The 26897-nt window shown below is 71.5% G+C and carries 25 protein-coding genes and 1 pseudogene; 16 read left to right on the forward strand and 10 right to left on the reverse strand.

What is annotated here, in order from left to right; genetic code table 11:
• Positions 1–78 precede the first annotated feature (78 nt).
• From ABEB03_RS24750 to ABEB03_RS24795, 10 genes are all read left to right on the forward strand, one after another.
• Positions 79–558: an iron chaperone gene (locus tag ABEB03_RS24750; RefSeq protein ID WP_345653480.1), complete on the forward strand. Its 480-nt coding sequence runs from the start codon at positions 79–81 to the stop codon at positions 556–558.
• 186 nt (positions 559–744) lie between these two features.
• The gene (locus ABEB03_RS24755; protein WP_345653482.1) at positions 745–3240 is read left to right on the forward strand and encodes a sensor histidine kinase; all 2496 of its coding nucleotides are present in this window, start codon (positions 745–747) and stop codon (positions 3238–3240) included.
• On the forward strand, positions 3240–4124 hold the full coding sequence (locus ABEB03_RS24760) for a DUF4118 domain-containing protein (protein ID WP_345653485.1): 885 nt from the start codon (positions 3240–3242) through the stop codon (positions 4122–4124). Before ABEB03_RS24755 ends, ABEB03_RS24760 begins: the two co-directional genes overlap by 1 nt.
• Positions 4125–4295: 171 nt before the next feature.
• A complete protein-coding gene (locus ABEB03_RS24765; RefSeq protein ID WP_345653488.1) occupies positions 4296–6134 on the forward strand; it encodes an APC family permease in 1839 nt (612 codons plus the stop codon).
• Positions 6131–6394: a hypothetical protein gene (locus ABEB03_RS24770; RefSeq protein WP_345653491.1), complete on the forward strand. Its 264-nt coding sequence runs from the start codon at positions 6131–6133 to the stop codon at positions 6392–6394. Before ABEB03_RS24765 ends, ABEB03_RS24770 begins: the two co-directional genes overlap by 4 nt.
• Complete coding sequence (kdpF, locus tag ABEB03_RS24775; protein ID WP_037659531.1) at positions 6391–6480, forward strand: K(+)-transporting ATPase subunit F; 90 nt, start codon at positions 6391–6393, stop codon at positions 6478–6480. Before ABEB03_RS24770 ends, kdpF begins: the two co-directional genes overlap by 4 nt.
• An 8-nt stretch (positions 6481–6488) precedes the next feature.
• Entirely contained in the window at positions 6489–8150 is a 1662-nt protein-coding gene (kdpA, locus tag ABEB03_RS24780; RefSeq protein ID WP_345653494.1) for a potassium-transporting ATPase subunit KdpA, read from the forward strand.
• Positions 8150–10282, forward strand: a complete 2133-nt coding sequence (gene kdpB / locus ABEB03_RS24785; RefSeq protein WP_345653496.1) for a potassium-transporting ATPase subunit KdpB — start codon at positions 8150–8152, stop codon at positions 10280–10282. The genes kdpA and kdpB overlap by 1 nt, the downstream gene beginning before the upstream one ends.
• Before the next feature lie 5 nt (positions 10283–10287).
• Complete coding sequence (locus ABEB03_RS24790; protein ID WP_345653499.1) at positions 10288–10995, forward strand: potassium-transporting ATPase subunit C; 708 nt, start codon at positions 10288–10290, stop codon at positions 10993–10995.
• A gap of 178 nt (positions 10996–11173) precedes the next feature.
• Complete coding sequence (locus ABEB03_RS24795; RefSeq protein ID WP_345653502.1) at positions 11174–11857, forward strand: response regulator transcription factor; 684 nt, start codon at positions 11174–11176, stop codon at positions 11855–11857.
• On the opposite strand, the gene ABEB03_RS24800 is transcribed toward ABEB03_RS24795, so the two are convergent.
• Positions 11820–12701, reverse strand: a complete 882-nt coding sequence (locus ABEB03_RS24800) for an AraC family transcriptional regulator (protein ID WP_345653505.1) — start codon at positions 12699–12701, stop codon at positions 11820–11822. The two genes, ABEB03_RS24795 and ABEB03_RS24800, sit on opposite strands and share 38 nt — an antisense overlap.
• Before the next feature lie 15 nt (positions 12702–12716).
• On the opposite strand from ABEB03_RS24800, the gene ABEB03_RS24805 reads away from it, so the two are divergent.
• Positions 12717–13040: a TSUP family transporter gene (locus ABEB03_RS24805; RefSeq protein WP_345653508.1), complete on the forward strand. Its 324-nt coding sequence runs from the start codon at positions 12717–12719 to the stop codon at positions 13038–13040.
• A 24-nt stretch (positions 13041–13064) separates the two neighbouring features.
• Here ABEB03_RS24805 and ABEB03_RS24810 read toward each other — a convergent pair whose 3' ends face one another.
• Positions 13065–13871: an SDR family oxidoreductase gene (locus tag ABEB03_RS24810; RefSeq protein ID WP_345653511.1), complete on the reverse strand. Its 807-nt coding sequence runs from the start codon at positions 13869–13871 to the stop codon at positions 13065–13067.
• A gap of 255 nt (positions 13872–14126) precedes the next feature.
• On the opposite strand from ABEB03_RS24810, the gene ABEB03_RS24815 reads away from it, so the two are divergent.
• Complete coding sequence (locus ABEB03_RS24815) at positions 14127–15146, forward strand: sporulation protein (RefSeq protein ID WP_345653514.1); 1020 nt, start codon at positions 14127–14129, stop codon at positions 15144–15146.
• 140 nt (positions 15147–15286) lie between these two features.
• Here ABEB03_RS24815 and ABEB03_RS24820 read toward each other — a convergent pair whose 3' ends face one another.
• Together ABEB03_RS24820 and ABEB03_RS24825 are read right to left on the reverse strand one after the other, a co-directional pair.
• Positions 15287–16225, reverse strand: a complete 939-nt coding sequence (locus tag ABEB03_RS24820; protein ID WP_345653517.1) for a M48 family metalloprotease — start codon at positions 16223–16225, stop codon at positions 15287–15289.
• Between the two features lie 3 nt (positions 16226–16228).
• Positions 16229–16648: a BlaI/MecI/CopY family transcriptional regulator gene (locus ABEB03_RS24825; protein WP_345654745.1), complete on the reverse strand. Its 420-nt coding sequence runs from the start codon at positions 16646–16648 to the stop codon at positions 16229–16231.
• A 204-nt stretch (positions 16649–16852) separates the two neighbouring features.
• Between ABEB03_RS24825 and ABEB03_RS24830 the strand changes: the two genes are divergently transcribed.
• From ABEB03_RS24830 to ABEB03_RS24840, 3 genes are all read left to right on the forward strand, one after another.
• Entirely contained in the window at positions 16853–17428 is a 576-nt protein-coding gene (locus ABEB03_RS24830) for a TerD family protein (protein WP_028799890.1), read from the forward strand.
• A 296-nt stretch (positions 17429–17724) separates the two neighbouring features.
• The gene (locus tag ABEB03_RS24835; protein ID WP_345653523.1) at positions 17725–19068 is read left to right on the forward strand and encodes a hemolysin family protein; all 1344 of its coding nucleotides are present in this window, start codon (positions 17725–17727) and stop codon (positions 19066–19068) included.
• Positions 19065–20084, forward strand: a complete 1020-nt coding sequence (locus ABEB03_RS24840; protein ID WP_345653526.1) for a hemolysin family protein — start codon at positions 19065–19067, stop codon at positions 20082–20084. The genes ABEB03_RS24835 and ABEB03_RS24840 overlap by 4 nt, the downstream gene beginning before the upstream one ends.
• 44 nt (positions 20085–20128) lie before the next feature.
• Here the strand turns inward: ABEB03_RS24840 and ABEB03_RS24845 are convergent, their stop codons facing one another.
• From ABEB03_RS24845 to ABEB03_RS24860, 4 genes and pseudogenes are all read right to left on the reverse strand, one after another.
• Entirely contained in the window at positions 20129–20353 is a 225-nt protein-coding gene (locus tag ABEB03_RS24845; protein WP_345653528.1) for a twin-arginine translocase TatA/TatE family subunit, read from the reverse strand.
• A gap of 128 nt (positions 20354–20481) precedes the next feature.
• Positions 20482–20709, reverse strand: a pseudogene (locus ABEB03_RS24850) (DUF7691 family protein); the annotation flags it as partial.
• Between the two features lie 30 nt (positions 20710–20739).
• Entirely contained in the window at positions 20740–21186 is a 447-nt protein-coding gene (locus tag ABEB03_RS24855) for a hypothetical protein (RefSeq protein ID WP_345653534.1), read from the reverse strand.
• An 84-nt stretch (positions 21187–21270) separates the two neighbouring features.
• Positions 21271–21873 (reverse strand): TetR/AcrR family transcriptional regulator, encoded by a 603-nt coding sequence (locus ABEB03_RS24860; RefSeq protein WP_345653537.1) that lies wholly within the window; start codon positions 21871–21873, stop codon positions 21271–21273.
• Positions 21874–22118: 245 nt separating this feature from the next.
• Between ABEB03_RS24860 and ABEB03_RS24865 the strand changes: the two genes are divergently transcribed.
• Positions 22119–22910, forward strand: coding sequence for an SDR family NAD(P)-dependent oxidoreductase (locus ABEB03_RS24865; protein WP_345653540.1), 792 nt, complete (start codon positions 22119–22121; stop codon positions 22908–22910).
• Between the two features lie 208 nt (positions 22911–23118).
• Here ABEB03_RS24865 and ABEB03_RS24870 read toward each other — a convergent pair whose 3' ends face one another.
• The gene (locus ABEB03_RS24870; RefSeq protein ID WP_345653543.1) at positions 23119–24618 is read right to left on the reverse strand and encodes a cryptochrome/photolyase family protein; all 1500 of its coding nucleotides are present in this window, start codon (positions 24616–24618) and stop codon (positions 23119–23121) included.
• Between the two features lie 118 nt (positions 24619–24736).
• Entirely contained in the window at positions 24737–26869 is a 2133-nt protein-coding gene (locus ABEB03_RS24875) for an MMPL family transporter (protein WP_345653546.1), read from the reverse strand.
• Between the last annotated feature and the right edge of the window lie 28 nt (positions 26870–26897).

Consider the following 26897-nt stretch of genomic DNA (forward strand, 5'->3'; position numbering starts at 1 on the left):
CTGACCCGCAGCCCCGCAGCCCCGCAGCCCCGCAGCCCCGCAGCCCCGCAGCCCCGCAGACCCACAGGAGAATCCGTCATGAAGGCCGTGCAGAAGCCTGCCAGGAGCACCACCGCGACCGACACGACGTCCGAGCGTTTCACGGACGAGGAGCGGGCCGCGATGAAGGAGCGCGCCCGTGAGGTGAGGACGTCCGCGCGCCGTGGATCGCGTGCCGGGAAGGCGGCGGAGGACGAGGCCGCGGTGCTGGCGAAGATCGCCGAGATGCAGGAGTCGGACCGGGTCATGGCCGAACGGATCCACGCCGTCGTCAAGGCGAGCGCACCGGACCTCGCGCCGAAGCTGTGGTACGGAATGCCCGCGTACGCCGTCGACGGCAAGGTCGTCTGCTTCTTCCAGAGCGCGGAGAAGTTCAAGGCCCGGTACGCGACGCTGGGCTTCAGCGACAAGGCGAACCTCGACGAAGGCGCCATGTGGCCGACCTCCTACGCCCTGAGGGAGGTCACCGCCGCCGACGAGGCGAGGATCGGCGCGCTCGTGCAGCAGGCGGTGCGCTAGGGCGGCGCTCGCCCCGAGGGCACCCCGTGCCGTGCTCCAGGACGTCAAGACGGTGTCAAGGTCGCCCGGGCAGCCGCCAAGGAAGCGCTAACAGCGGCCCCGACCGCCCCGCGAAGCGCGTTCCTTGAGAAGAGGAACCTCCGGCACAGGGGTGTCGGACCCGCGAAAGAGAGCGCGTCGGCGGCGATGAATGACGTACGGCCCGGACGACTGAAGGTCTACCTCGGGGCGGCCCCGGGGGTCGGCAAGACCTACCGGATGCTCGACGAGGGGCGGCGCCGTGCCGCGCGCGGAGCCGATGTCGTGGTGGGGTTCGCCGAGTGCCACGGACGCCTGCGCACTCAGGCGATGCTCGACGGCCTGGACATCCTTCCCCGGACGTCGTGCGCCCACCGCGGCGGACGGTTCGAGGAGATGGACCTGGCGGCGGTGCTCGAACGCCGGCCCCAGGTGGCGATCGTCGACGAGTTCGCCCACAGCAACGTGCCCGGCGGCGGTCGCAACCCCAAGCGCTGGCAGGACATCGAGATCCTGCTCGACTCCGGCATCGACGTGATCACCGCGCTGAACATCCAGCACCTGGAGTCCCTGAACGACGTGGTCGAGAAGATCACCGGTGTGCCGCAGCACGAGACCGTGCCGGACGAAGTGGTGCGCCGTGCCTGGCAGATCGAACTGGTGGACATGCCCCCGGAGGGGCTGCGCCGCCGCATGGCGCACGGCAACATCTACGCGCCCGAGAAGATCGACGCGGCCCTCGCGAACTACTTCCGCCCCGGCAACCTGACCGCGCTGCGGGAGCTCGCGTTGCTGTGGGTGGCCGACCGGGTGGACGAGGCCCTCCAGGAGTACCGCTTGCAGCACGGCATAGGCCGCGTGTGGGAGACGCGGGAGCGGGTCGTCGTGGCGCTGACCGGCGGACCGGAGGGCGACACCCTCGTACGTCGGGCCGCCCGCATCGCGGACCGTTCGGCGGGCGGCGACCTGCTCGCCGTGCATGTGGCCCGCAGCGACGGCCTCGCCGCCGGGGTCTCGCACGCCTCGCTGGCCCGCCAGCGCAGACTCGTGGAGGACCTCGGCGGCAGCTATCACTCGGTCGTCGGCGACGACGTGGCCACCGCCCTCGTGGACTTCGCCCGTGCCGAGAACGCCACCCAGCTCGTCCTCGGCACCAGCCGCCGCGGCCGGCCGGCACGACTCCTGACCGGACCGGGCACGGGGGAGACGGTGACCGAGCTGTCCGGTGACATCGACGTGCACCGGGTCTCCCACGAGCGGGCCGGGCGCGGCACGCTCCTCCCGTCCAGGCGCCGTACGTTGTCTACGGCCCGGATGATCGCCGGCCCGGTCGCCGGGTTGGTCCTGCCCCTGCTCCTCACACTCGCCCTCGCCCAGCTGCGGGGGACACTGAACCTGACCAGCGAGGCCCTGCTGTTCCTGCTCGCCGTGGTGGGCGTGGCGTGCATAGGCGGAGTCGTCTCGGCGGTGATCGCGTCGGTGACGGCGTCCCTGCTGCTGAACTACTGGTTCATCCCGCCCGTCGGCGCCTTCACCCTGAACAACCCGAACGCCCTGCTGGCCCTGGCGGTGTTCGTGGTCGTGGCGGCCGTCGTGGCTGCTGTAGTGGACCGGTCGCTGCGGCTGTCCCGCCGTTCCGCCCGCGCGACGGCCGAGGCGGAGACCATGTCCTCCCTGGCCGGCAGCATCGTGCGCGGCGAGGCGACCATCCCGGCCCTGCTGGAGCGGACCCGCGAGACCTTCGGCATGGACTCCGCCGAGCTGATGGACGAACCCCCCGACGCGACCGGACTGACGGTCGTCCCCGCGGGCCCCGGCGCCCACTTGGCGCTGTCCGGACGCACCTTGTCGTCGTCCGAGCGGCGGGTGCTGGCCGCCTTCGCCGCCCACGTCGGCTCCGCGGTCGAACGCGCCCGGCTCGCGGAGGCGGCCGCCGAGGTCGAACCGGTACGGGCTGCCGACCGGCTGCGCACGGCCCTGCTGCGGGCTGTCGGCCACGACCTGCGGACCCCGCTGGCCGCCGGGTGGGCCGCGGTCACCTCGCTCCGCAGCCGGGACATCGCCTTCTCCCCGGAGGACCGCGACGAACTCCTCGCGACCGCCGACGAGTCCATGGCCAGGCTCAGCCGTCTGGTGGACAACCTCCTCGACCTCAGCCGTCTGGAGGCGGGCGCCCTGACGCTGAATCTGCGGGCCACGACCCTGGAGGAGGTGCTGCCCATGGCGCTCGCGGACGTCCCCGGGGTCCAGGTGGCGAAGGTGGAGGAGATCCCGGCGCTGCTGGCCGATCCGCCGCTGCTGGAAAGGGTGATCGCCAACCTGGCCGGCAACGCCGTACGCCACACCCCGCCGGGGAAGCGGGTGCTGGTCACCGCCAGTGCCCTGGCGGGACGGGTGGAACTGAGGGTCGTGGACCGGGGCCCCGGGCTGCCCGCCGACGGCCGGGACCGGCTCTTCGAGCCCTTCCAGCGGCTCGGCGACACCGACAACACCACAGGTCTCGGCCTCGGCCTCGCGCTCGCGCGGGGTCTGACCGAGGCGATGAACGGAACCCTCACCCCGGAGGACACCCCCGGCGGCGGTCTGACCATGGTCGTGTCGCTGCCGCTCGCCGCCGGGACTTCGGGTGCACAACCGGCCGAACAGATCGCAGGAGGTGCGTGATGAGCACTCTGACCGGCACATCGAAGCCGCATCGCGCGGGAGTGGCCCGCGCCCTGCATGGCGCGGGAGTGACCCGTGCCCCGCACGGGACGGGCGCGACTTGTGCCCCGCACCGCGCGGAAGCGACCCGGACCGCGTCCCCGACCTGGGCGCTGCGGGACCGGCTCGCCCTGACGGCGGCCGTAGCCGTCCCCTTCGTGGTGGCCCTCGCGCTCGTCCCGCTGCGGACGACCCTGTCGCACACGGACGCCGCACTCGTCCTCGTGGTCGTGGTCGTCGCGGTGGCCGCGCTGGGCAGTCGTACGGCGGGCGTGCTGGCCGCGCTGTCCGCGGCGGCCTGGTTCGACTTCTTCCTCACCCGGCCGTACGAGACGTTCGACATCAGCGCCTCGGCGGACGTCGGGACGGCGGTCCTGCTGCTGGCCGTGGGCGCGCTCGTGTCCCAACTTGCCGCGCACACGCGCCGATTGGAGGTCATCACCGTCACGGACGCGGATCACCTGTCCCGTATCCACCGGACCGCGGATCTCGCGCAGTCGGCCAACTCCCCGGACACCGTGGTCGATCACGTACGCCGGGAGATCACCGGCCTGCTCGGGCTGCGCGCCTGCCGCTTCGAGTACGGCACCCTGATGGGACAGCCGCCGCGCCTGCACGGCGACGGCAGCGTCACGGTGGGCAGGCGCACCTGGGACGTGGACGCCGCAGGCTGGCCCGAGGGCGAGATCGAACTCCGTGCCTATGGCAACGGCCACTACCTGGGCCGCTTCATGCTCACCCCGGGACCGGGGGAAGTGCCCTCGCTCCAGGCCCGGTTGGTGGCGGTGACCCTGGCCGACCAGACGGGAGCCGCGCTGGACACCTCGGGTCCCGTGCACCGGTGACGCCGCCGGACCCGGGGCGCCGACGCCCGTCAGGGTCCCGTCAAGGACGGCCGGTCCGGCGCGAAGAAGGCGCAAGGATCCGCCGGGGACGGCGGGAGACGGACAGAACCTGGGTGCACCCGCGCACGCCTCAGTCCTCGTGCGCGGCCGAGGAAGAAGGAGCACGCGCCCATGTCCGTCGTGACCACCGAGCAGGATGCCGTCCCCGTCGGCGAGGAGCCACCGGACAGAGGTGAGCGCCATCGGCTGACCGCCGTGACCGGCCTGGCCGCACTGTCCCTGGACGCGATGGCGTCCGTGGCGTACGGGCCCGAGGCGATCGTCCTCGTCCTGGCCGCGGCGGGCGCCCACGGACTGGGCTTCACGATGCCCGTCACCCTGGCCATCGCCGGGTTGCTGGCGGTGCTCGTGGCGTCGTACCGGCAGGTCATCGCGGCCTTCCCGGACGGCGGCGGCTCCTACGCGGTGGCCAGGACGCACCTGGGTGTCCGGACGAGCCTGGTGGCCGCCGCGTCCCTGGTACTGGACTACGTGCTCAACGTCGCCGTCGCCGTCACCGCGGGCGTGGCCGCCCTGACCTCGGCGTTCCCCGCCCTGTACGACGACCGGCTGTGGCTGTGCCTCGCGGTTCTCGCGCTGGTCACGGGCGTCAACCTGCGGGGGATCGTCGAGTCCGCGAAGGCCTTCATCGTCCCGACCGTCGTCTTCGTCGGCTCCGTCTTCGCGCTGATCGTCGTGGGCCTCTTCCGCTCCCACCCCGCGAGCACGGCGACCGCCGCCGGGCATGCCTCGGTCCTCGCGGACAACGCCACGACCGTGGGAGCCCTGCTCCTGCTGAAGGCCTTCGCCTCCGGGTGCGCCGCGCTGACGGGCGTGGAGGCCATCGCCAACGCCGTGCCCTCCTTCCGCGTTCCGCGCGTGAAGCGCGCCCAGCGTGCGGAGGTCGCCCTCGGCGCCGTACTCGGTGCGATGCTCATCGGCCTGTCGGTGCTGATCGGCCGCTTCCACCTCCAGCCCGTCGAGGGCGTCACCGTCCTCGCCCAGCTCGCGGACGCCTCGCTCGGCCACAACTGGGCCTTCTACGTCATCCAGTTCGCGACGATGATCCTGCTGGCGCTGTCCGCCAACACCTCGTTCGGCGGGCTGCCGGTACTGCTGAAGCTGCTCGCCCGTGACAACTACCTGCCGCACGTCTTCGCCCTGAAGGCCGACCGCCAGGTGCACCGGCACGGCGTGCTCGCCCTGGCCCTGGTCTCGGCCGCGCTGCTGGTCTTCTCCGGCGGCGACACCAACACCCTCGTGCCGTTGTTCGCGATCGGGGTGTTCGTCGGCTTCACGATCGCCCAGGTGGGCATGGTGAGGCACTGGCGGCTCGAGCGCGGCCGGGGCTGGCGGGGCAAGACGCTGCTCAACGGCTGCGGCGCGGTCCTGACCGGTGTCGCGGCGGTCGTCGTCACCGCGAGCAAGTTCACCGAGGGCGCCTGGCTGATCGTGGTCGCCCTGCCGCTGCTCGTGGCCGCCTTCGAGACCGTGCACCGCGCCTACGGCCGGATCGGCGAGCGGCTCGGCCTGGGCCGGGTCCCCGAGGTGCCGCACCGCGAGCGCTCGCTGGTGATCGTCCCCGTGTCGTCCCTCTCCCGGCTGACCTCGGAGGCCCTGACCGCGGCCGCCTCCCTCGGCGACGAGGTCCGCGCGGTGACCGTGTGCCATCCGGACCAGGAGGACCGCGCCGAGCTGCACGCCCTGGAACGGGCCTGGGACCGGTGGGACCCCGGCGTACCCCTGGTCCGGCTGCCCAGCGAGCGCCGCACACTGGGCCGGCCCATCGCCGCGTACGTGCGTGAGACGGCCGCCGGTGAGCCGGGCACCCGCGTCACCGTGCTCATCCCGGAAGCCGAGCCGGAGCGGCTGTGGCAGCGGCTGCTGCAGAACCAGCGGGGCGCCCTCGTCGCGCACGCCGTGCGGCGGGAGACGGACGCCGTGATCTGCCGGCTGCGCTTCCGGCTGTGACCAGGCCACCGACCCTCAGGGCCGCCTGCTCACCTGTCCGGATCAAGGGCCGTAAGGGTCCCGTCAAAGGCGTGGGCCCCGCCGTAAGGGAGCCGTCAACGGCGGCCGAATCCGGCCACAGAGGCGCTTTCCTCGAAAGCGTCCGTTCCAACCGAACCTCACTCCAGGAGCTCACGATGGCCGATCTGGCCTTCGTCGTCACCACGATCGCGGTCTTCGCGCTGGTGGCTCTCGTCGCCAAGGGGGTGACGAAGCTGTGACCGCCGAGAACATCGTCGGCCTGATCGTGGCCGTCGCCCTGCTGGGCTATCTCGTCCTCGCCCTGATCTTCCCGGAGAGGTTCTGAGACACGCCATGGGTCCCCTGCTCGCCGCCGTTCTCCAGCTGCTCGCGCTCATAGGCGCGCTCGCACTGGTCTACGTCCCCCTCGGCACCTACATGGCCCGGGTCTACTCCTCCGACAAGCACCTGCGTGTCGAGAAGTGGATCTACAAGGGCATCGGTGCCGACCCCGACACCGAGATGCGCTGGCCCGCCTACCTGCGAGGCGTCCTGGCCTTCTCCGCGGCCGGTGTCCTCTTCCTCTACCTGCTCCAGCGGCTCCAGGGCGTCCTGCCCGGCTCGCTCGGCTTCGAGGCGGTCGACCCGGCGCAGTCGTTCAACACCGCCGTCTCCTTCGTGACGAACACCAACTGGCAGTCGTACTACGGCGAACAGACCATGGGTCACGTTGTGCAGACCGCCGGTCTGGCCGTGCAGAACTTCGTCTCCGCCGCCGTCGGCATCGCCATCGCGGTCGCCCTCGTGCGCGGCTTCGCCCGGTCCCGCACCGGCGAGATCGGCAACTTCTGGTCCGACCTGGTGCGCGGCACCGTGCGGATCCTGGTGCCGATCGCGGCGATCGCCGCGATCGTGCTGGTCGCCTGCGGCGCGATCCAGAACTTCTCCGGCATCCACGAGGTCGGCCAGTTCATGGGCGGCTCCCAGCAGTGGAACGGCGGCGCCGTCGCCTCCCAGGAAGCCATCAAGGAGCTGGGCACCAACGGAGGCGGCTACTTCAACGCCAACAGCGCCCACCCCTTCGAGAACCCCACCGCGTTCACGAACCTCTTCGAGATCTTCCTGATCCTGGTCATCCCGTTCGCGCTCACGCGCACCTTCGGCGTGATGGTCGGTTCGGTCAAGCAGGGCTACGCCATCCTCGCCACGATGGGCACCATCTGGCTCGGCTTCACCGCGCTGATGATGTGGACCGAGTTCGCCCACCACGGCCCGGCGCTCCAGGCGGCGGGCGCGGCGATGGAGGGCAAGGAGGTCCGCTTCGGTGTGGGCGGTTCGTCGATCTTCGCGGTGGCGACCACGCTCACCTCGACGGGTGCGGTGGACTCCTTCCACTCCTCCTTCACCGGTCTCGGCGGCGGGATCACGATGCTGAGCATGATGCTCGGCGAGATCGCGCCCGGTGGTACAGGCTCCGGCCTCTACGGAATGCTGATCATGGCGATCATCGCGGTGTTCATCGCCGGTCTGATGGTCGGCCGCACCCCGGAGTACCTGGGCAAGAAGATCGGCTCGCGTGAGATCAAGCTGGCTGCCGTCTACATCCTGATCACCCCGGCGCTGGTGCTGGTGTTCTCCGCGGCCTCCATGGCGCTGCCCACCCCGCCGCACTCGATGCTCAACTCGGGCGCGCACGGATTCTCCGAAGTGCTGTACGCCTTCACCTCCGCGGCGAACAACAACGGCTCGGCCTTCGCGGGCCTGAACGCGAACACCGACTGGTTCAACACCATGACCGGACTCGCGATGCTCCTCGGCCGCTTCCTGCCGATGGTGTTCGTCCTGGCGCTGGCCGGCTCGCTCGCCGGGCAGAAGCCGGTACCGGTGACCGCGGGCACCCTGCGCACCGAGAAGCCGCTGTTCACCGGCCTGCTGGTCGGCGCGATCCTGATCATCACCGGTCTGACCTACTTCCCGGCGCTGGCGCTGGGTCCGCTCGCCGAGGGGCTGGCGTGATGACCACCCGCACAGAGAACCAAGAGGACTCGATGTCCACAGTCACTCCGACCCGGGCGCCGCACAGCGACGTCCCCACCGGGCACAAGCCGGCCGAAGGCCGTGTCGGCGCGGGCCTGTTCGATGCCAAGCAGCTGATCACGTCGCTGCCGGACGCGTTCCGCAAGCTCGACCCGCGGGTGATGGTCAAGTCGCCCGTGATGTTCGTGGTGTGGATCGGATCCGTGCTCACGACGGCCTTCTCCTTCAAGAACCCGGGCGACTGGTTCGGCTGGACCATCAGCGCCTGGCTGTGGCTGACCGTCGTCTTCGCCAACCTGGCCGAGGCCGTCGCCGAGGGCCGCGGCAAGGCGCAGGCCGACACCCTGCGCAAGGCCAAGACGGACACGGTGGCCCGGCGGCTCGTGGGGAACACCGAGGAGCGGGTGCCCGGCACCGAGCTGAAGATCGGTGACCTGGTCGTCTGCGAGGCCGGCGACATCATCCCGGGTGACGGTGACGTCGTCGAGGGCGTCGCGTCGGTCGACGAGTCGGCGATCACCGGCGAGTCGGCTCCGGTGATCCGTGAGTCCGGCGGTGACCGCAGCGCGGTCACGGGCGGGACGAAGGTGTTGTCCGACCGGATCGTCGTCAAGATCACGACGAAGCCCGGCGAGACCTTCATCGACCGCATGATCAGCCTGGTCGAGGGTGCCGCCCGGCAGAAGACGCCCAACGAGATCGCGCTGAACATCCTGCTCGCCTCGCTGACGATCGTCTTCCTGCTGGCCTGTGCCACGCTGCCGCCGTTCGCGGACTACGCGGGCACGCACCTCACGATGGTCGTGCTGGTCGCCCTGCTGGTCTGCCTCATCCCGACCACCATCGGGGCCCTGCTGTCCGCGATCGGCATCGCGGGCATGGACCGCCTGGTGCAGCGCAACGTGCTGGCCATGTCGGGCCGTGCCGTCGAGGCCGCCGGTGACGTCTCCACGTTGCTGCTCGACAAGACCGGCACCATCACCCTCGGCAACCGCCAGGCCTCCGAGTTCGTGGCGGTCGCCGGCGCCACCCAGGCCGAGGTCGCGGACGCAGCCCAGCTGTCCTCCCTCGCCGACGAGACCCCCGAGGGCCGTTCCGTCGTGGTCCTGGCGAAGGAGAAGTACGGGCTGCGCGAGCGGCACCAGGGCGAGCTGGCGCACGCCGAGTGGATCGCGTTCACCGCCCAGACCCGGATGTCGGGTGTGGACGTGGACGGCAAGAAGATCCGCAAGGGCGCGGCCGGTTCGGTCATCGCCTGGGTCGAGGAACAGGGCGGCACGGTCGCCCGGGACGCGGAGCAGGTCGCCGACCGTATCTCCGAGGCGGGCGGCACTCCGCTGCTGGTCGCGGTCGAGGATGCCGACGGAGCCCGGATCCTGGGCGTCATCCACCTCAAGGACGTCGTCAAGGACGGCATGCGGGAGAGGTTCGAGGAACTGCGCCGCATGGGCATCAAGACGGTCATGATCACGGGCGACAACCCGCTGACCGCGAAGGCGATCGCCGAGGAGGCGGGCGTCGACGACTTCCTCGCGGAGGCCACTCCCGAGGACAAGATGGCCCTCATCAAGCGGGAGCAGGCGGGCGGCAAGCTCGTCGCGATGACCGGTGACGGCACCAACGACGCCCCGGCCCTCGCACAGGCGGACGTGGGCGTGGCCATGAACACGGGTACGTCGGCCGCCAAGGAGGCCGGCAACATGGTCGACCTCGACTCGAACCCGACGAAACTCATCGAGATCGTCGAGATCGGCAAGCAACTGCTGATCACCCGGGGCGCGTTGACGACGTTCTCCATCGCCAACGACGTCGCGAAGTACTTCGCGATCATCCCGGCGCTGTTCGCGGCGGTCTACCCGGGCCTGGACAAGCTGAACATCATGGCGCTGTCCTCACCGGACTCCGCGATCCTGTCGGCGGTCGTCTTCAACGCGCTCGTCATCATCGCGCTGGTACCGCTCTCCCTGAAGGGCGTGCAGTACAAGCCGGTCAGCGCCGACCGCATGCTCCGCAGGAACCTCGCGATCTACGGCATCGGCGGTCTGATCGCACCCTTCATCGGCATCAAGATCATCGACCTGCTCATCTCCCTCATCCCCGGAATCGGCTGATCGCCATGAACAACTCGGTATCCAACACGGTCCGGCTGTTCGGGGCGGGCCTGCGTGCCCTCCTCGTACTGACCCTGGTGACGGGCGTGATCTACCCGCTGGTCGTCACCGGCATCGCCCAGGGCCTGTTCAGCAACAAGGCGAACGGCTCGGAGATCAAGGCGGACGGCAGGGTCGTCGGCTCGTCCCTGATCGGGCAGTCGTACAACCTGCCGCTGAAGAAGGGCCAGGACACCCCCGAGGCCGACCTGAAGTGGTTCCAGGGCCGCCCGGCCAACGGCCTCGGCTCCAACAGCATCAACACCCAGTACAAACTGATCCTGTCCGGAGCCACCAACCTGGCCGCCGACAGCGGGGCCGTGGACGGCAGGTGCACCGCGAAGTCCGAGGAGGGCTCGCTCTGCGCCCAGGTGCTGGCCGCCCGTGCCGCGGTCGTCAAGGACAACTCGGTGCCCGGCTACACCGTCACCCCGTCCCAGGTCCCCGCCGACGCGGTCACCTCCTCCGGCTCCGGCCTCGACCCCAACATCTCCCCGAAGTACGCGGAGCTCCAGGTCCACCGGATCGCCGCCAGGAACGGACTGCCCGTCAACCAGGTGGAGAAGCTCGTCGCGGACCACACCGACGGCCGTTCCCTCGGCTTCATCGGTGAGCCCCGCGTGAACGTCCTCGAGCTCAACATCGCGCTCAAGGACCTCGTGGCCCAGCACTGACGGGAGGGAGCGACAGGCGTGGGAGCCGGCGGCCGGGAGACCTCCTGGATCCGTCGGCTCCCGCAGCCGTGACGCCGGCTCTCCGGGCCGGGACGCCCATTCCCCACCCCGGCCACGGCGCCGGTCGCCCCGCGGCCGGCGCCCTCGGCCCGACGTACGACCGGAAAGGCGCACACCCATGACCCGGGTGCTCGTGGTGGAGGACGACCCGCAGCTCGTACGGGCCCTCGTGATCAATCTTCAGGCACGCAAGTACGGCGTCGACGCCGCCCCGGACGGGGTCACCGCCCTGAGGCTCGCGGCGGCCCGCCTGCCCGACGTCGTGCTGCTCGACCTCGGCCTGCCCGACATGGACGGCGTCACCGTCATCAAGGCGCTGCGCGGCTGGACCCGCGTACCCGTCCTCGTGCTGTCCGCCCGCCAGGGGTCCGACGAGAAGGTCGCCGCGCTCGACGCCGGGGCGGACGACTACGTCACCAAGCCGTTCAGCATGGACGAGTTGCTGGCGCGGCTGCGGGCCGCCGTCCGCCGTACCGAGGACGCACCGCCCGTTCCCGGGACGACCCTCGTCGAGACACCCGACTTCACACTCGACCTGCTCGCCAAGAAGGCCGTCCGGGACGGCCGGGACGTGCGGCTGACCCCGACCGAGTGGCATCTGCTGGAGATCCTGGTGACCAGCCCCGGCCGGCTCGTGACGCAGAAGCATCTCCTGAAGGAGGTCTGGGGTGTCTCCCGGAGCAACAAGACCAACTACCTGCGGGTCTACATGGCCCAGCTCCGCCGCAAGCTGGAGACGGACCCCTCGCACCCCCGCTACCTGATCACCGAGCCCGGGATGGGCTATCGCTTCGAAGGGTGACACGGCACGCGGCGGGCTCCGGATCCACTTCGGCGACGGCACCCTGCGCCGACAGGGACCGGGCGATGCCGGATCCCGTGCCGGGACTCCGGTACGCCGAGGGCGGCCGGCCGAGAAGCTTCCCGAACGCGGCCGTGTAGGCCGCGGGGTTGTCGTAGCCGAGCAGGGCGGCGATGCGGGTGACGGGCAGGCCCGCGGTCAGGTGGTGCAGCGAGTGCAGGACGCAGGCGCGTTGCCGCCACTGGGAGAAGTTGAGGCCGGTGCCCCGCCGGAACAGGCGGGCCAGGGTCCGCTCGCTCACGTCGAGGGCCGCGCACCAGCGTGCGGGAGGGTCGTGGATGTCCGGCTTCCGCAGGAACGCCTCGCACAAGGCACGCAGTCGCGGATCGGACGGCATCGGCACGTCGAGGGGGAGCGGGGTGAGGTTCTTGAGTTCGTGGAGGACGAGTGCGGCGACTGCCGCGTCGCGGCTGTGCTCGGCATGGCGCGGCTCCATCTCGACCGCCGCGAGGAGCAGTTCCCGCAGCAGGGCGGAGACGTCGACGGCCTGGCAGCGGGCGGGGAACCACGGCACCGCGGCCGGCTCGATGTAGAGGCTGCGGGTGCTGACCCCCGTCATCGTGACCTGATGCCCGGTCATGGGCGGGATGAGTACCGCGCGGGCGGTGGGAATCGTCCAGCTGCCGTCCGCCGTCTCGACCCGCATGACGCCGGTGGCCGCGTACAGCACCTGGGCGCGGCGGTGCTGGTGCCGGGGGAGCAGGTGGTCATGGGGATAGTCGGTGCCGATGGCCAGTACGGCACGATCGAGGCCGTCCACCTCCGCGACCGGAACATTGCGCATGCCAGGAGCCTGGGTGTGGGCGGCAGCGTCATGACCGTCCCCCTGCTGCGCCGCAAGGGCCTTCCGATGGCCGAGGCGACCGCCATGGCCAACCCCCTCAGCGTGCCCGTCGCGCTGGCCGGGGCGGTCGTCTATGCCCTCGCTCCCACCGGGCCGGCCGGTACCGGCAGGATCGGCTACGTCGACCTCACCGCGGGCGCCGCCCTGCTCCTCGGCTCGCTGCCCGCCATCGCCCTGGCGAGGCGGGTCGCCGGCCGTGTTCCGGACCGCGTCCACTCCGCCGCCTATGTGGTCCTCCTCGTCGTCGTCCTGGTGGTGATGACGGCGGTGGGACTGTGACGAGGTGACCCGCGCGAGGCGGATCTAGGGGGCGAGTCCGCCGTTGCTCATCAGCAGCTGGCCGTTGATCCACTGGCCCTGCGGCGAGCAGAGGAAGTCCACGAGGTGCGCGGTGTCCCGCGGTGTGCCGAGGCGGTTGAGCGGTGTGTGGTCGAGTACGTCCTTGCGGATGTCGTCGCCCATCCAACCGGTGTCCACCGGACCGGGGTTGATGACATTGGCGGTGACGCCGAGGTGGGCGAACTCGCGCGCGGCGGCGAGCGTGATGCGGTCCAGGGCTCCCTTGCTCGCACCGTAGGGGAGGTTGCCCGCGGTGTGGTCGCTGGTGAGGCTGATGATCCGTCCGCTGCCCGGGGCCGCGGCGAACCGTCGGCCGTACTCGCGGATCAGCAGCCAGGCGGCGCGGGCATTGACCGCGAAGTGCCGGTCGAAGCTCTCGACGGTCGTGTCCAGCAGACCGGAGTCGACCGATTCGCAGTGACACATCACCAGGGCGGTGACGCCGCCCAGAGCGCGTTCGACCTCGTCGAAGACACGGGCCGGAGTGTCCGGGTCGGCGAGGTCCGCCTCGACCGCCGTGGTGGCCGCGCCGTGTTCGGTGAGCGTGTCGATGATCGCCTCGGCCGCTCCGGGCTCGCTGCCCCACGTCATGCGCTCGTCGTACGGGGCCCAGTAGGTGAAGGCCACGTCCCAGCCGGACGCCGCCAGCCGGTGTGCGACGCCCGCGCCGATGCCGACCGTCCGCCCCACCCCGGTGACCAGGGCGAGCGGGCGGGTGGAGGGGCGGGCCCGATCGCGTTCGTTGTCGTCCTGGGCGTTGTCGATCGTCACGGTCCGAGATCGTCCACGACCGACCACGGCTTGGCAACCGGCTTTTCCTCAAGGGGAGTTGCTCCCAGGCCGATCCGGGAGCCCGTATCCGGGGCCCGGCAGCCCGCGTGGACGACCCCGACGCCGCACGGTGTCACCCGTACGGCGCGGTTTGGGAACTTCTTTACCGAGTGGGGTAGTTCTGCCGACGTCGGCCGGCACAGGAGTGCCAGGCCGTCGATCAACCAGTGCGACCAGTGAAGGAGCGACACCGACATGGTGTTCAAACAGCTGCTCGGGGCCCTCGGTGTGGGCGGTCCCTCGGTGGACACGGTTCTGGACGGCGGCGCCGTGCCGCCGGGCGGGACGCTGTCCGGGCGGGTGCATCTGCGGGGCGGCAGCACGGCCGTGGACATCGAGCACATCGCCCTGGAACTCGTCGCCCGGGTCGAAACCGAGCACGAGGAGGGTGAGAGCGAGGGCTTCGTCGCCTTCGAGCGGTTCACGGTCGGCGGTGGCTTCCGGCTCGGTGAGGAGGAGCACCGAAGCGTTCCCTTCAGTGTGACGCTGCCGTGGGAGACACCGGTCAGCGAGCTGTACGGGCAGTCCCTGGGCATCGTGCTCGGTGTGCGCACCGAGCTGGCGGTGGCCGGTGCCAGGGACAAGGGCGACCTCGATCCGCTCGCTGTCCGGCCGTTGCCGGTCCAGGAAGCGATCCTGGAGGCCCTCGGGCAGCTCGGCTTCGGCTTCACGTCCGCCGACCTCGAACACGGCCGCATCGGCGGTACGGGGCAGCAGTTGCCCTTCTACCAGGAGATCGAACTCTCGCCCGCTCCGCAGTACGCGCATGCCGTCAGCGAGATCGAGGTGACCTTCCTCGCCGATCCGGGCGGCCTGGAGGTCGTGCTGGAGGCCGACAAGCGGGCAGGCGTCTTCTCCGGCGGCGACGATGCCCTGACCCGCTTCACCGTCGGCCACCAGGACGTGCACGGCCGGGACTGGAACGCCGAGGTCGAAAGCTGGATCCGGCAGTTGGTCGAGCACCGGGCGGCGTACGGTTCCCACGCGGCCTACGGACACGGCGACCCGTACGGGCACGCGGATGGGTACGGTCACGGCGGGCACCACGGCCATGGCGACCACCACGACGAAGGCCACCGCTCCGGCCCCGGCATCGGCACAGCGGCCGCGGCCGGTGCGGCCGGCCTCGCCGTCGGTGTCGTCGGCGGCATGGTCGCGGCCGAGGTGGTCGACGAGATCGGTGACTTCTTCGAGGGCGACGAGGACGAGGGCTGAGAAGCACCGCGGAGGAGGGCGCCGAGCGTAGGAGGAATGGCCGGCGCCCTCTGGGGTGGTCACTCGTGCGACTCGGACCGGGCCCGACGCGGCGATCCGGTGGCCTCCCCTGACCGGCCGGACCCCGATCTCGCGCGGCCCTAGAGCGGGGTCGCCGCCTTGAGGATCAGGAACATGGTCACCGCGGAGTTCGCCGAGGACATGGCGGACAGAGCGGCGCCGGCCGCCGCGGTCCAGGCCGCCATGCCCACGGTCGTGAACATCGGCGGCCAGGCGCGGGCGGCCGGGGCCGGGCCGAGCAGCGCGGCGACCCGGCGCGGCACGGGCCCCGGCGTGGCCGCGACGGCGGCGAGCGTGGAGGCGGGCGCGGGACGGGAGATGAGGGCGGCCCTGGCGATCGCGCGGGCGGCGGTCCGCCGGTCGCCGACCGCAGCGGCCGCCTCCTCGTCGGCCCAGCGCTCCACGGTGTAGGCCACGGCCGTCCGCAGGGGCCGCAGGAAGGGGTTGGCGCGGGCCGCGAGTCCGGCGAGGAGCAGGTAGCGGTGGTGCCGGCCGGCGAGGTGGGCCCGCTCGTGGGCGAACAGGACCCGCCGCTCACGGGAGTCGAGACCGGCCAGCATGCCGGTGGAGACCAGGATCCGGGCGGTACCGGCACGTCCGGGGAGGGCGTGGGCGTACGGCATCTCGTCGCGGAGGACGGCGACTTGGGTCGCGCGCAGTCCGCGCAGCGCGCGCAGGCCGCGGCGGCGTACCAGGCGATGGCGCCGGAGCAGCGCCGTGCACGCCGCGGTGGCGACGGCGAGGGCGAGCACCGCTCCCTTGCCGATCACCTCGTCGTGCGGCACGGCCGCCCGCACTTCCGGATCGGCCCAGGCGTCCGGCAGCGGGTTGCCCGGCAGTTGTGCGGTTCCGACGATCGCCAGCAGGCCGAGGCACAGGCTGCTGCACAGGCTCAGGACGGCGGCGACGGCGGACAGCAGGCAGGTGGCCAGGCGCGGGTGCAGGCGGTGTTCGGCCAGGCGCGCGATGGGCCACGCGGTCAGGGGCAGCACGAGGGGGAGGAAGACGAACACGCCCACGGGTCAGCTCTCCCGTCCCTCGGCGCGCTCGGGGTCGTGGCCGGCGGTCTCCTGGAGCAGCCTGCGCAGCAGTTCCTCGTCCTGCTGGGGCAGGCCGCAGACGAAGCTCCCCAGGACCGCCTCGCGGTCGGTCTCACGGTCCAGGACGCGGCGCATGCGGTGAGCGGCGAGACCCGCCTCGTCCGTGGCCGCGCTCCACGCGAAGGACCGGCCCGCCCGCTTCCGGGTGACCAAGCCCTTCGCCTGGAGCCGCGTCAGGATCGTGATGACGGTGGTGTAGGCGAGGACACCGCCGAGGCGCTCCCGCACCCAGCCGGCCGTCACCGGCTCCGGCGACCGGCGCAGAGCGGCCAGCACCTGCGCTTCCAGTTCGCCCTGGCCGCGCCGACGAGCGGGCGCGTCCTGCCCCGGATCGCCGCCCATGTCCTGCGTCCCCACTCTGCCTCCCTGTCCAGCCGTGAACCGCGCTCCTCCGCGTGAACGGCTCAACAGCCGCTCCATCGTAGTGAGATACAGAGGTTCACCCTCCCAGCAACTTCTACATTGTTGTAGATTCGGACCCCGGACGACCAGCCCCGCCGGGTCCGCCGCGCGCGGAGGACGGCGGTTCAACGGAGGAGAGCAGCAATGGGAGTTTCCCTGTCCAAGGGCGGCAACGTCTCACTCAGCAAGGAGGCGCCCGGCCTGAGCGCCGTCCTCGTCGGACTCGGCTGGGACGTGCGTACGACCACGGGCACCGACTACGACCTCGACGCCTCGGCCCTGCTGCTGGACGCCTCCGGCAAGGTCCTCTCCGACCAGCACTTCGTCTTCTACAACAACCTCAAGAGCCCCGACGGCTCGGTGGAGCACACCGGTGACAACCTCACCGGTGAGGGCGAGGGCGACGACGAGTCGATCAAGGTGAACCTCGTCGGCGTGCCGGCCGAGGTGGACAAGATCGTCTTCCCCGTCTCGATCCACGACGCCGAGAACCGCGGCCAGAGCTTCGGCCAGGTCCGCAACGCGTTCATACGGATCGTCAACCAGGCCGGCGGTCAGGAGATCGCCCGCTACGACCTGTCCGAGGACGCCTCGACCGAGACCGCCATGGTCTTCGGCGAGCTCTACCGGCACGGCGCCGAGTGGAAGTTCCGCGCCGTCGGCCAGGGCTACGCCTCCGGCCTGTCCGGGATCGCCTCCGACTTCGGCGTCAACGTCTGAGGACGGTCCTGCCCCGTACCGTCGCCCCGCACGACGACGGTCACGCACCCCCGCCGTCCGCATGGTCACCCAATCGCATGCGGGCGGCGGGTTCCTTGTCGGGGCGCGGGGCGCGGGGTGCGTGGTGCGGGGGACAGTGACCGGGAACGTGCATCGGGCCACGATCGTTGTTCCGCATACACGCCGAGTACGAGGAGCCACCCCTTGTCCGCCAGATCGACGGACCCCTCGGGGCACTGTCCCCGACCATCCCGCCACGGAGAGCGTGATCGCGGCACACGGCGGGGTGGTGTTCGATGAGTGTCGCGCAAGCCCTGCTGGGCCTGCTGGCCGTCCTCGTCCTGACCGCCGGCACCGGCTATTTCGTCGCCCAGGAATTCGCCTACGTCTCCGCCGACCGGCTCGCCCTCGCCCGTGAGGCCGAGGCCGGCGACCGCGGAGCCGCCCGCGCCCTGAAGGTGCTGGAGCGGCTGTCGTTCATGCTGTCCGGCGCGCAGCTCGGCATCACCGTCACGGGCCTGGTCGTCGGCTTCGTCGCCGAGCCGTCCGTGTCCGCCCTGCTCGCACCCGCGCTGTCCGGCCTCGGCGTCCCCGGCGCGGCCGTCGGCGTGATCTCCGTCGTCCTCGCCTTCGTGGGCGCCACGGTGGTGCAGATGGTGCTGGGTGAGCTGGCACCGAAGAACCTCGCGATCGCCGTCCCCGAGCGGCTGGCCAAAACGCTGGCCGCCTCCACTCTGACGTACCTGAAGGTCGTCGGCCCGGTCGTCCGCATCTTCGACGGTGCGGCGAACAGGCTCCTGCGCAGGGTCGGCATCGAACCGGTCGAGGAACTGCACCACGGCGCGACCCTGGAGGAACTCGGCCACCTGATCGGTGAGTCCCACGAGCAGGGGGAGCTGCCCAAGGACACCGCCGCCCTGCTGGACCATGCCCTCGAGTTCTCCGAGCGCACGCTCGACGAGGTGATGGTCCCGCGGGCGGACTCCGTCTTCGTCCGCAAGGACGCCTCCGCCGCCGAAGCGGTCGACCTCATCGCCGAGCACGGGCACTCCAACTACCCCGTGTTCGGCGACCATCCCGACGACGTCACCGGCGTTCTGGGCGTGCGCGAGCTGATGCGCCTGCCCGCCGGGGTCCTCGCCGCCACCACCGCCGGCACCCTCGCCCGGCGGCCGCTGCTGCTGCCCGACGTCCTCCCGCTGCCCGACGCGGTCGAGCGGATGCGGGAGCACGACGACGAGTTCGCGGTCGTCCTCGACGAGCACGGCGGAGTCGCGGGCGTCGTCACCTACGAGGACATCGCCGAGGAACTGATCGGTGACATCGCCGACGAGTCCGACACGGTCACGGAGCTCGCCACCGCCGACGCCGGCGGCTGGCTGGTGGACGCCGGCCGCCGCCTCGACGAGGTCGCGGAGGCGACCGGCATCGAACTGCCCGAGGAACACGACTACGACACGGTGGCCGGGCTGGTCGTGGACCGGCTCGGCCGCTTCCCGGCCGTCGGGGACCGGCTGACCGTCGAACTGGCCGACGGCGGCCGCGCCGTCATCGAGGTACGCACCCTGGACCGGCACGTGCCCGAGCGGGTCCGCCTGGAGCGACTGCCCGCGGCGGACCACGAGGAGGAGCAGGCATGAGCTTCCCGACGGCGCTCTTCGTCACCGTCCTGTTGCTGATCGGCAGCGGCTTCTTCGTGGCCGCCGAGTTCGCGCTCGTCGCCGCCAAACGGCACCGCGTGGAGAAGGCCGTGGCCGACGGGCGGCGCGGCGCCAAGGCGGCCCTGGCCGGTATCCGAGAGCTGTCGCTGATGCTCGCCGGCGCCCAACTCGGCATCACCATCTGCACCCTGGGGCTGGGCTCGGTGTCCAAGCCCGCGATCTCCCATGAACTGGACCCCCTGCTCCACGACCTGGGCCTGCCCAGCGCCCTCGGCTACGGCGTCGCGTTCGCCGTCGCCATGGTCGTCGTGGTGTTCCTGCACATGGTGGTCGGTGAGATGGCCCCCAAGTCCTGGGCCATCGCGCACCCGGAGCGCTCCGCGATGCTCCTCGCCCCGCCCTTTTGGACGCTGGTGAAGGCGGTACGGCCGCTGATCGCCCTGCTCAACCGGATCAGCGACGCTCTGGTGCGGCTGTGCCGGGTCACCCCGCGCGGCGAGGCGGTCTCGGTCCACAACCGGGAACAGCTCACCCATCTCGTCGAGGAGTCCGAGCGGCTGGGCCTGATCAGCGAGACCGATTCCGAGCTGCTGACGCGCTCGCTCACCGAGCCCGAGACCCCGGTCCGTGAACTCCGGATCCCCGCAGCGGACATCACCTCGGTCGACGGCGGGGCCGACATCGCCGAGATCCTGCGGGTCGCCGCCGACAGCGATCGCACCCGGCTCCTCGTCCACGAGGACGGCGTGGTCCTCGGCTCCGTCCACGCCCGCGACGCCCTGGTCGCCCGTGCCCGGGGCCGCGCCACGAGCGCCCGTGGCCTGGCCCGCCCGGTGCCCGAACTGGGCGAGGAGACCACGGTCGGCGACGCGATCGAGCTGCTGCGCCGGCGCCGGGCCTCACTGGCCGTGGTCCGCGACGAGTCCGGCCGGCTCACCGGGATGGTGAGCCTGGACGACCTGCTGGCCCGGTTCCTTCAGCCGCAGACGGCCTGACACGGGGTCGGCCGCATCGGGCGATGCGGCCGACCGCCGGCTCGTCAGGAACGCGCGGACGGATCGTCGGGCTCGACGACCGTGCCCGGGACGACCCGCCCCGGACCCGGTGACGCCTCGGGGGAGTCCTGCGCCTTCAGCGCCTTGGACTCGCTCTTGAAGATCCGGGCCGCCTTCCCCGCCGAACGCGTCAGCTCGGGCAGCTTCTTGATGCCGACGACCACGATGACGACGATGAGGATCAGGGCCAGTTCGCTCAAGCCGAACATCAGATCTACTCTCTCCCGGTGACGGACGGGGCCGGTACGTCTGCCGCCCTCACGTCACAATCTACAGTGCTGTAGAAGGGTCGGGTGGGCAGTGCCGCGGCTCGCAGGCCCCTCGCGACGGTGGACGGTCAGGTGGGCTTGAGGAAGAGCGTGTCCTGCGTGTACCGGTCGACGTTCTTGGTGGCGTACTCCCACCCCTCGTGCTCGAACTCGAGCTTCTCGATGAGCTCTTGGACGTCGTACCGGAAATCCCGGTCGAGACGGACCAGGACGGCGCGGTAGGCGCCGGCGGCGCGCTTCGTGTCGGCCGGCGGCAGATGGCCGATCGCCGGATACCCGTCCACGGAGCGCGGGTCGAACGGGAAGCCGTCGGGCGGGCCGCGCCCTCAAAGGCCTTTGAGCTCCGCGTACTCCGTCACCTGCGCGTGCATGTCCGATGCGCGCTCCTCCTCGCCGAAGTCCCTCAGAGCGCCGGCGAACTTGAAGCCGATGTTGTCGGCCCGCGGGTCGTCGATACAGCTCCGCACCCACGACAGGGGGAACTGCGCCACCCCGTCCTCCCGGACGGCGAGCACCGCGCGCAAGGTCATGCCCTCGCCGTCGACGACACGGCGCACACCGCGACACGTGTCCGCGAGCAGTTCCGCCAAGTACACCGAGTAGGCCAGGCACTTGACCACCCGCAGCGACGGCTCCTCGTCCGTCTCCTCGGCCATCGATTCGAGGGCGCCTTGGACGAACCAGACGCTCCCGTCGGTGCCGTCCAGATCGGCGCCCTGCTCCCGGGCCCAGTCCAGGAACCGGTGTGCCTCGGCCAACAGCTGGTCACTCATCCGGGAAGGCTATAGCCCTGCCGGTTTCCGGCGCCCGGTGTCCGTGGCATGCGCAGGACCCGCCGGACTCCGGCGCTGCGGCGCTCAGGTCCGGCCACCGTCCTGCTCCGGCGGGCGGGCGGCAGCCCCGCGCGCGAGCAGCAGGAGCGCGTCGACCAGGTCGTCCGCCGGGCTGCCCGTCGCAAGGCGTCGCAGTTGCAGACCCATCACGAGCGCGACCGTCGTCGACGCCAGGCGTTCGGCGTCCGGGACGTCCAGGGCGGTCAGGATCCGGGTGGCGAGCCGGTCGTACGCACGGAACGCCTCCGCCGCCGCCTCCCGCAACCGCTCGTCGCGCCCGGCGTGCAGGTAGAGCTCGAAGGGTGCGAGATGGGCGCTGTCGAGCGCCGCGCTGCACGCCACCTGGCCGGCGAGATGCGCCGCTTCCTCGATGTCGATGCCGTCGGTCTGGCACTGGTCGGCCAGCTCGGTGAAGTGCCGGGCCTCTTCGCGCACGAAGTGCAGCAGGCTCTCCCTCAGCAGTTCGTGCTGGGTCTCGAAGTGGTAGGTGACCGAACCGAGCGACACGCCCGCTTCCTTGGCGATGCGCCGGTTGGTGAGCGCCGAGAGACCGTCCGCGCCGATGATCTTCAGGACGGCGGTGATGATGCGCTGACGCGTCGGGGCGGCGAGGGCGGCGTTCGGCATGCCCCTCATTGTTCCACCAGTGCCGACGGCGGTCGGCATGGTGTGCCGTGCGGGGCCGGGCGCGGGTCGCCGGGCGGTGCCGGAGGCGCCCACCGCGCTGTGCTCCCGGGGTGACGACGCCGTGCCGCCGACGGCCGGGACGGCCTCAACGACCGGACCGGCCGGGCCCGTTCCCGGGACGACGGTGGACACGCTCGCCCGGCATCTCTATTGTTCGTTCGAACGAACAAGACCGGAGGGTAGTCGTGCGCATTGCTGGGGCAACTGTTCTGCTTACTGGTGGCACCGGAGGCATCGGCGGGGCGCTCGTCGCCGAGCTGTCCCGTCGTGGGGCGGACCTCATTCTCACCGGACGGCGCCGCGAGGCACTGGAACCCCTCGCGGAACGCTACGGTGCCCGAACGATCCTGGCCGACCTCGCCGACGCCGACGACGTGCAGCGCCTCGCGGAGGAGGCCGCCGGCACGGACATCCTCATCGCCAACGCGGCGCTGCCCTCCAGCGGCGACGTGCTCGACTACACGCCCGCACAGATCGACCGGGCGATCGCGGTGAACCTGCGCACCCCCGCCGTGCTCGCGCGGTTGCTCGCTCCCGCCATGGTCGCCGGCGGCCGCGGCCACATCTGCTTCGTCGGCTCGCTGTCGGGGGTCGCGGCCACCAAGTCCTCGTCGATGTACACCGCGACGAAGTTCGGTCTGCGGGGCTTCTCGCTCTCCTTCCGCCAGGACCTGCACGGCACCGGCGTGGGTGTCTCGATCGTCCAGCCGGGCTTCGTACGCGATCTGGGCATGTTCGCGAAGACGGGAGCGTCGGCGCCGGGCGGCGCCCGCACCGTCTCCCCGGAGCGGGTCGTGAAGGGCGTGATGCGGGCGATCGAGCGCGACATCGCCGAGATCAACGTCGCTCCGGTCGAGCTGAAGTTCCTGACCAGGATCGCATCACAGTTCCCGGGCTTCTCCGAGCGTGTGCAGCGGCTCGTGGGGGCGGAACAGACGATGGACACGATCGTGACCGCCCAGCGGGCCAGTCGCTGACGAGCCGACGGCGCCGGTCGGCACCACGCCGCGCGAGCAGGACGTGACCTCCAGGGGTGGCGGACCATGGCGCTTTCCCGGCACCGCTGCGCACGGGCCGCACCCGTCCTTGGGGTCGACACCGATCCAGTCGGAGAGGCCCACCGGTTGGTGGGCCGTGATCAGGAATGAGCATGACGCAGCCCGACGACGCCGCGGCTGGGCCCGCCTACGGCGGTGAGTCCCCGCGGGCGTGCTCCTGATGGCGGACCTCGTCGAGGTCGGGCAGGCGGTCGAGGCCTCTGACCGCCTGGGCGGTGCGGTGGTTGTGTTCGAGTCTGGCGCGGTGCCGGTCGAGGAAGTTCCAGTAGCCCGCGGTGTAGGGGCAGGCGTGTGCGCCGGTGCGGTCCCCGGGGCGGTAGGCGCAGGGTCCGCACAGGTCGCTCATGCGGTTCACGTAGGCGCCGCCGGACGTGTACGGCTTGGTGGTCATGCGGCCGCCGTCGGCGTACTGGGACATGCCGACGACGTTGGGCACCATCACCCAGTCGTAGCCGTCCACGAAGCTCCGGTGGAACCAGTCCGTGACGGCGGCCGGGTCCCAACCGCGCTGGAGCGCGTAACTGCCGAGGATCATCAGCCGCGGGATGTGGTGGGTCCATCCCGTGTCACGCACCTGCGACAGGACCGTGTGCAGACAGCGCGCGTGGACGTCGTCCGCGTCCAGGTCGTCCCACCAGCCGGGCACCGGTTCGGTGTGCCGCAGTTCGTTGGTGTGCCGGTACTCCTCGCCGAAGTACCAGTACAGCTGCCAGACGTACTCGCGCCAGCCGGCGATCTGCCGGACGAAGCCCTCGACGCTGTTCAGCGGTGCCCGGCCGTCCCGCCACGCCGCTTCGGCGCGGTCCACGCATTCGCCGGGGTCGAGCAGACCGAGATTGAGGGAGGCGGACAGCAGGCTGTGGCTCATGACGGGGTCGGCGGCGAGCATGGCGTCCTCGTACGGGCCGAACGTGCCGAGCCGCCGGTCCACGAAGCGCCGCAGCGCCTCCCGGGCCTCGGCACGGGTCGCGGGGAAGAGCCGTGGGCCGTCCCGTCCGACGAAGGACACGTCACCGTCGCGCTCCCAGTGGTCGAGGTCGTGCCGGACCTCGTCGTCGATCTCGTCCTCGCGCGGCCGGTAGGGGGCGGGCACGGGCAGGGCGGGCGTCTTCCGGGGCGGCGGCTCGCGGTTGTCGTGGTCGTAGTTCCAGCGGCCGCCGGCCGGGGCGTCGCCGTCCATCAGCAGCTCGTGCCCCTGCCGCACCCACCGGTAGAAGTCCTCCTGGCGCAGTCGCCGGCCGCCGTGCCCGTCCGCCCACGCCGCGAACTCGTCCAAGGGCACCAGGAACCCGCGCGGCGGCCCCATGGTGACGTGGGGCAGGGAGCGCACCAGCCGTACGGCGGCGTACGAGGTCGGGTGATGGACGGTCACCTGGTCGCCGCCCGCCGCCTTCTCCAGTCCTTCCCGGTAGGTGTCGGCGCGGACGTACGTGACCCGGTCGCCGAGTTCCGCCGCCCGGTGGCGCATGGCGGAGAGCACCAGGTGCGCCTTGGCCCGGTGGAAGCGGCGGCGCCGGAACACCGACCGGGCCTCGATCATCAGCAGGGGCGTGTCGCGGGTGAGACCACTGTCCTGGGACGGGCGCAGGAAGTGCGGTCCGAGCTGATCGCCGAAAAGCCAGTGCATGAGCATCCCTTCGTCGGTCCCGGCCGCAGACCTGTCCGAACCGGCGGCACCCGTACTCGCCGGACCACTTCACACCCGGTACCGACGGCGGATGCACGACCCGCCCGGATCCGCCCGTTCAGCCGGCGGGGGAAGCGGACTTCTCCGGCTGCTTCGCCCCGGTCACGGGTCCGGCGCCGCGGCGGGTCAGGCCGCTGGGCCACCACGCCCGCGGTCCGATGTCGATCGTCAGCGCGGGGACCAGGAGCGAGCGCACCACGAGCGTGTCGAGCAGGACGCCGAAGGCCACGATGAACGCGATCTGCACGAGGAAGGCCAGCGGGATGACCATCAGCGCCGCGAACGTGGCGGCGAGCACCACACCGGCCGAGGTGATCACACCTCCGGTCGTGGTCAGCCCACGCAGCACGCCCTGCCGGGTGCCGTGCACGAGCGCCTCCTCCCGTACCCGCGACATCAGGAAGATGTTGTAGTCGACGCCGAGGGCGACCAGGAACACGAACCCGTACAGCGGTACCGACGCGTCCGTGCCGCTGAACCCGAGGAGATGCTCGAAGACGAGCGCCGAAACCCCCAGCGTGGCGAGGAAGTTGAGCGCGACGGTCGCGACCAGCAGGACGGGTACGAGCAGTGAGCGCAGGAGCAGGACGAGGATCAGCAGGATGATGCCGAGGACGACGGGTACGATCACCGTACGGTCGCGGGCGGCGGTCTGCTGGGTGTCCAACTGCTGGGCGGTGAAACCTCCGACCAGCGCGTGGGCCCCGGACACCGCGTGCACCTTCGCCCGCAGCCGCTCGACGGTCTGCTTGGCGGCGTCGCCGTCCGCCGCCGCCTTCAAGGTGGCGTCGATGCGTACCCGCCCGTCGACGACCTTCGGGTCACCGGCGCCGGGCCGGCCCGCCGCGGAGACCGCCCCGGCCGACGCCACGCCCTCGGTGTCCTTCGCGGCGGCCGTCACCTCGGCGGCACGGCCCGCGTCGGCGATGATGACGGCCGGGTTGCCGGAACCGCCCGGGAAGTGCTCGCCGAGCGTCCTCTGGGCGGCGACGGAGGGCGCGTCGTTCACGAAGATCTCGTCGAGCGGCACGCCCTTGGCGGTCAGCGTGGGGGAGAAGGCCGCGAAGACGGCGAGGACGAGCGCGGTGACCACCCAGGTCCGACGCGGCCTTGCGTCGACCCGGGCGGCGACGCGGCGCCACACCCCGTGCCCTTCGACGGAGCCGTCCGACGCCTTGGGCTTGGAGGGCCAGTAGGCGGTCCGGCCCAGAAGGGCCAGTACGGCGGGCAGGAAGGTGAGGGTGCAGAGCACGGCGCACACGATGCCGATGGCGCCGACCGGCCCGAGGGCGCGGTTGTTCGTGAGGTCGCTGGCCAGCAGGGCCAGCAGGGCCAGCGCCACGGTGGCGGCACTTGCGGTGATCGCACCGAACGAGCGGCGCACCGCCGCCGTCGCGGCCGCGACCCGGTCGCCCCGCACGGCGAGTTCCTCGCGGAAGCGGGCCGCCAGCAGCAGCGCGTAGTCGGTGGCGGCGCCGATGACCAGGATGGAGAGGATGCCCTGCACCTGGCCGTCCACCCGGACCACGTCCCGGTCCGCCAGCGCGTAGACGACCGCGCACGCGAGCCCCAGGGCGAACACGGACCCGAGGATGATCACGAACGGCAGCAGGACGCTGCGGTAGACGAGCAGCAGGATCAGCAGCACGGCGCCGAGGGCCACGCCCAGCAACAGCCCGTCGATGCCGGCGAATGCGTCCGACAGATCGGCCTGGCTCGCCGCGGGGCCGGCGATCTGCGCCTCGGTGCCGGGCACGCTGTCGGCCGCGGCCCGCACCTTGTCGAGCACCGCGGGCAGTCTGTCGCCCAGGTCGGGCGCGAGCTGGACGACCGCCTCAAGGGCCTTGCCGTCGTCGGAGACCAGGGCGGGCGACGGCCGGCCGGTGACACCGGTGTCCGAGGCGAGCTCGGCGACGGCCTCGGTGGCGGCTGCCTGCTGGGCCTCGGTCGTGCGGCTCCCGCCGGCCGTCCAGACCACGACGGCGGGCAGCGTCTCGGACTGGTCGAAGGCCTCACGGGCCTTGAGGACCTTGGTGGACTCGGCGCTCTGCGGCAGGAAGGCCGCCTGGTCGTTGGTCGCGACCTCGCCGAGCTTGCCCGCGTAGGGGCCGAGCGTGCCGCCCACGGCCAGCCAGACGAACAGCAGAGCGAGGGGTACGAGCCAGCGGGCCGAACGCGGTGCGGTTCTCATCAGCATCTCAAGCCTTCGGGAAGTAAGT

It is taken from the genome of Streptomyces siamensis (assembly GCF_039543605.1).
Classification (GTDB): Bacteria; Actinomycetota; Actinomycetes; order Streptomycetales; family Streptomycetaceae; genus Streptomyces; species Streptomyces siamensis.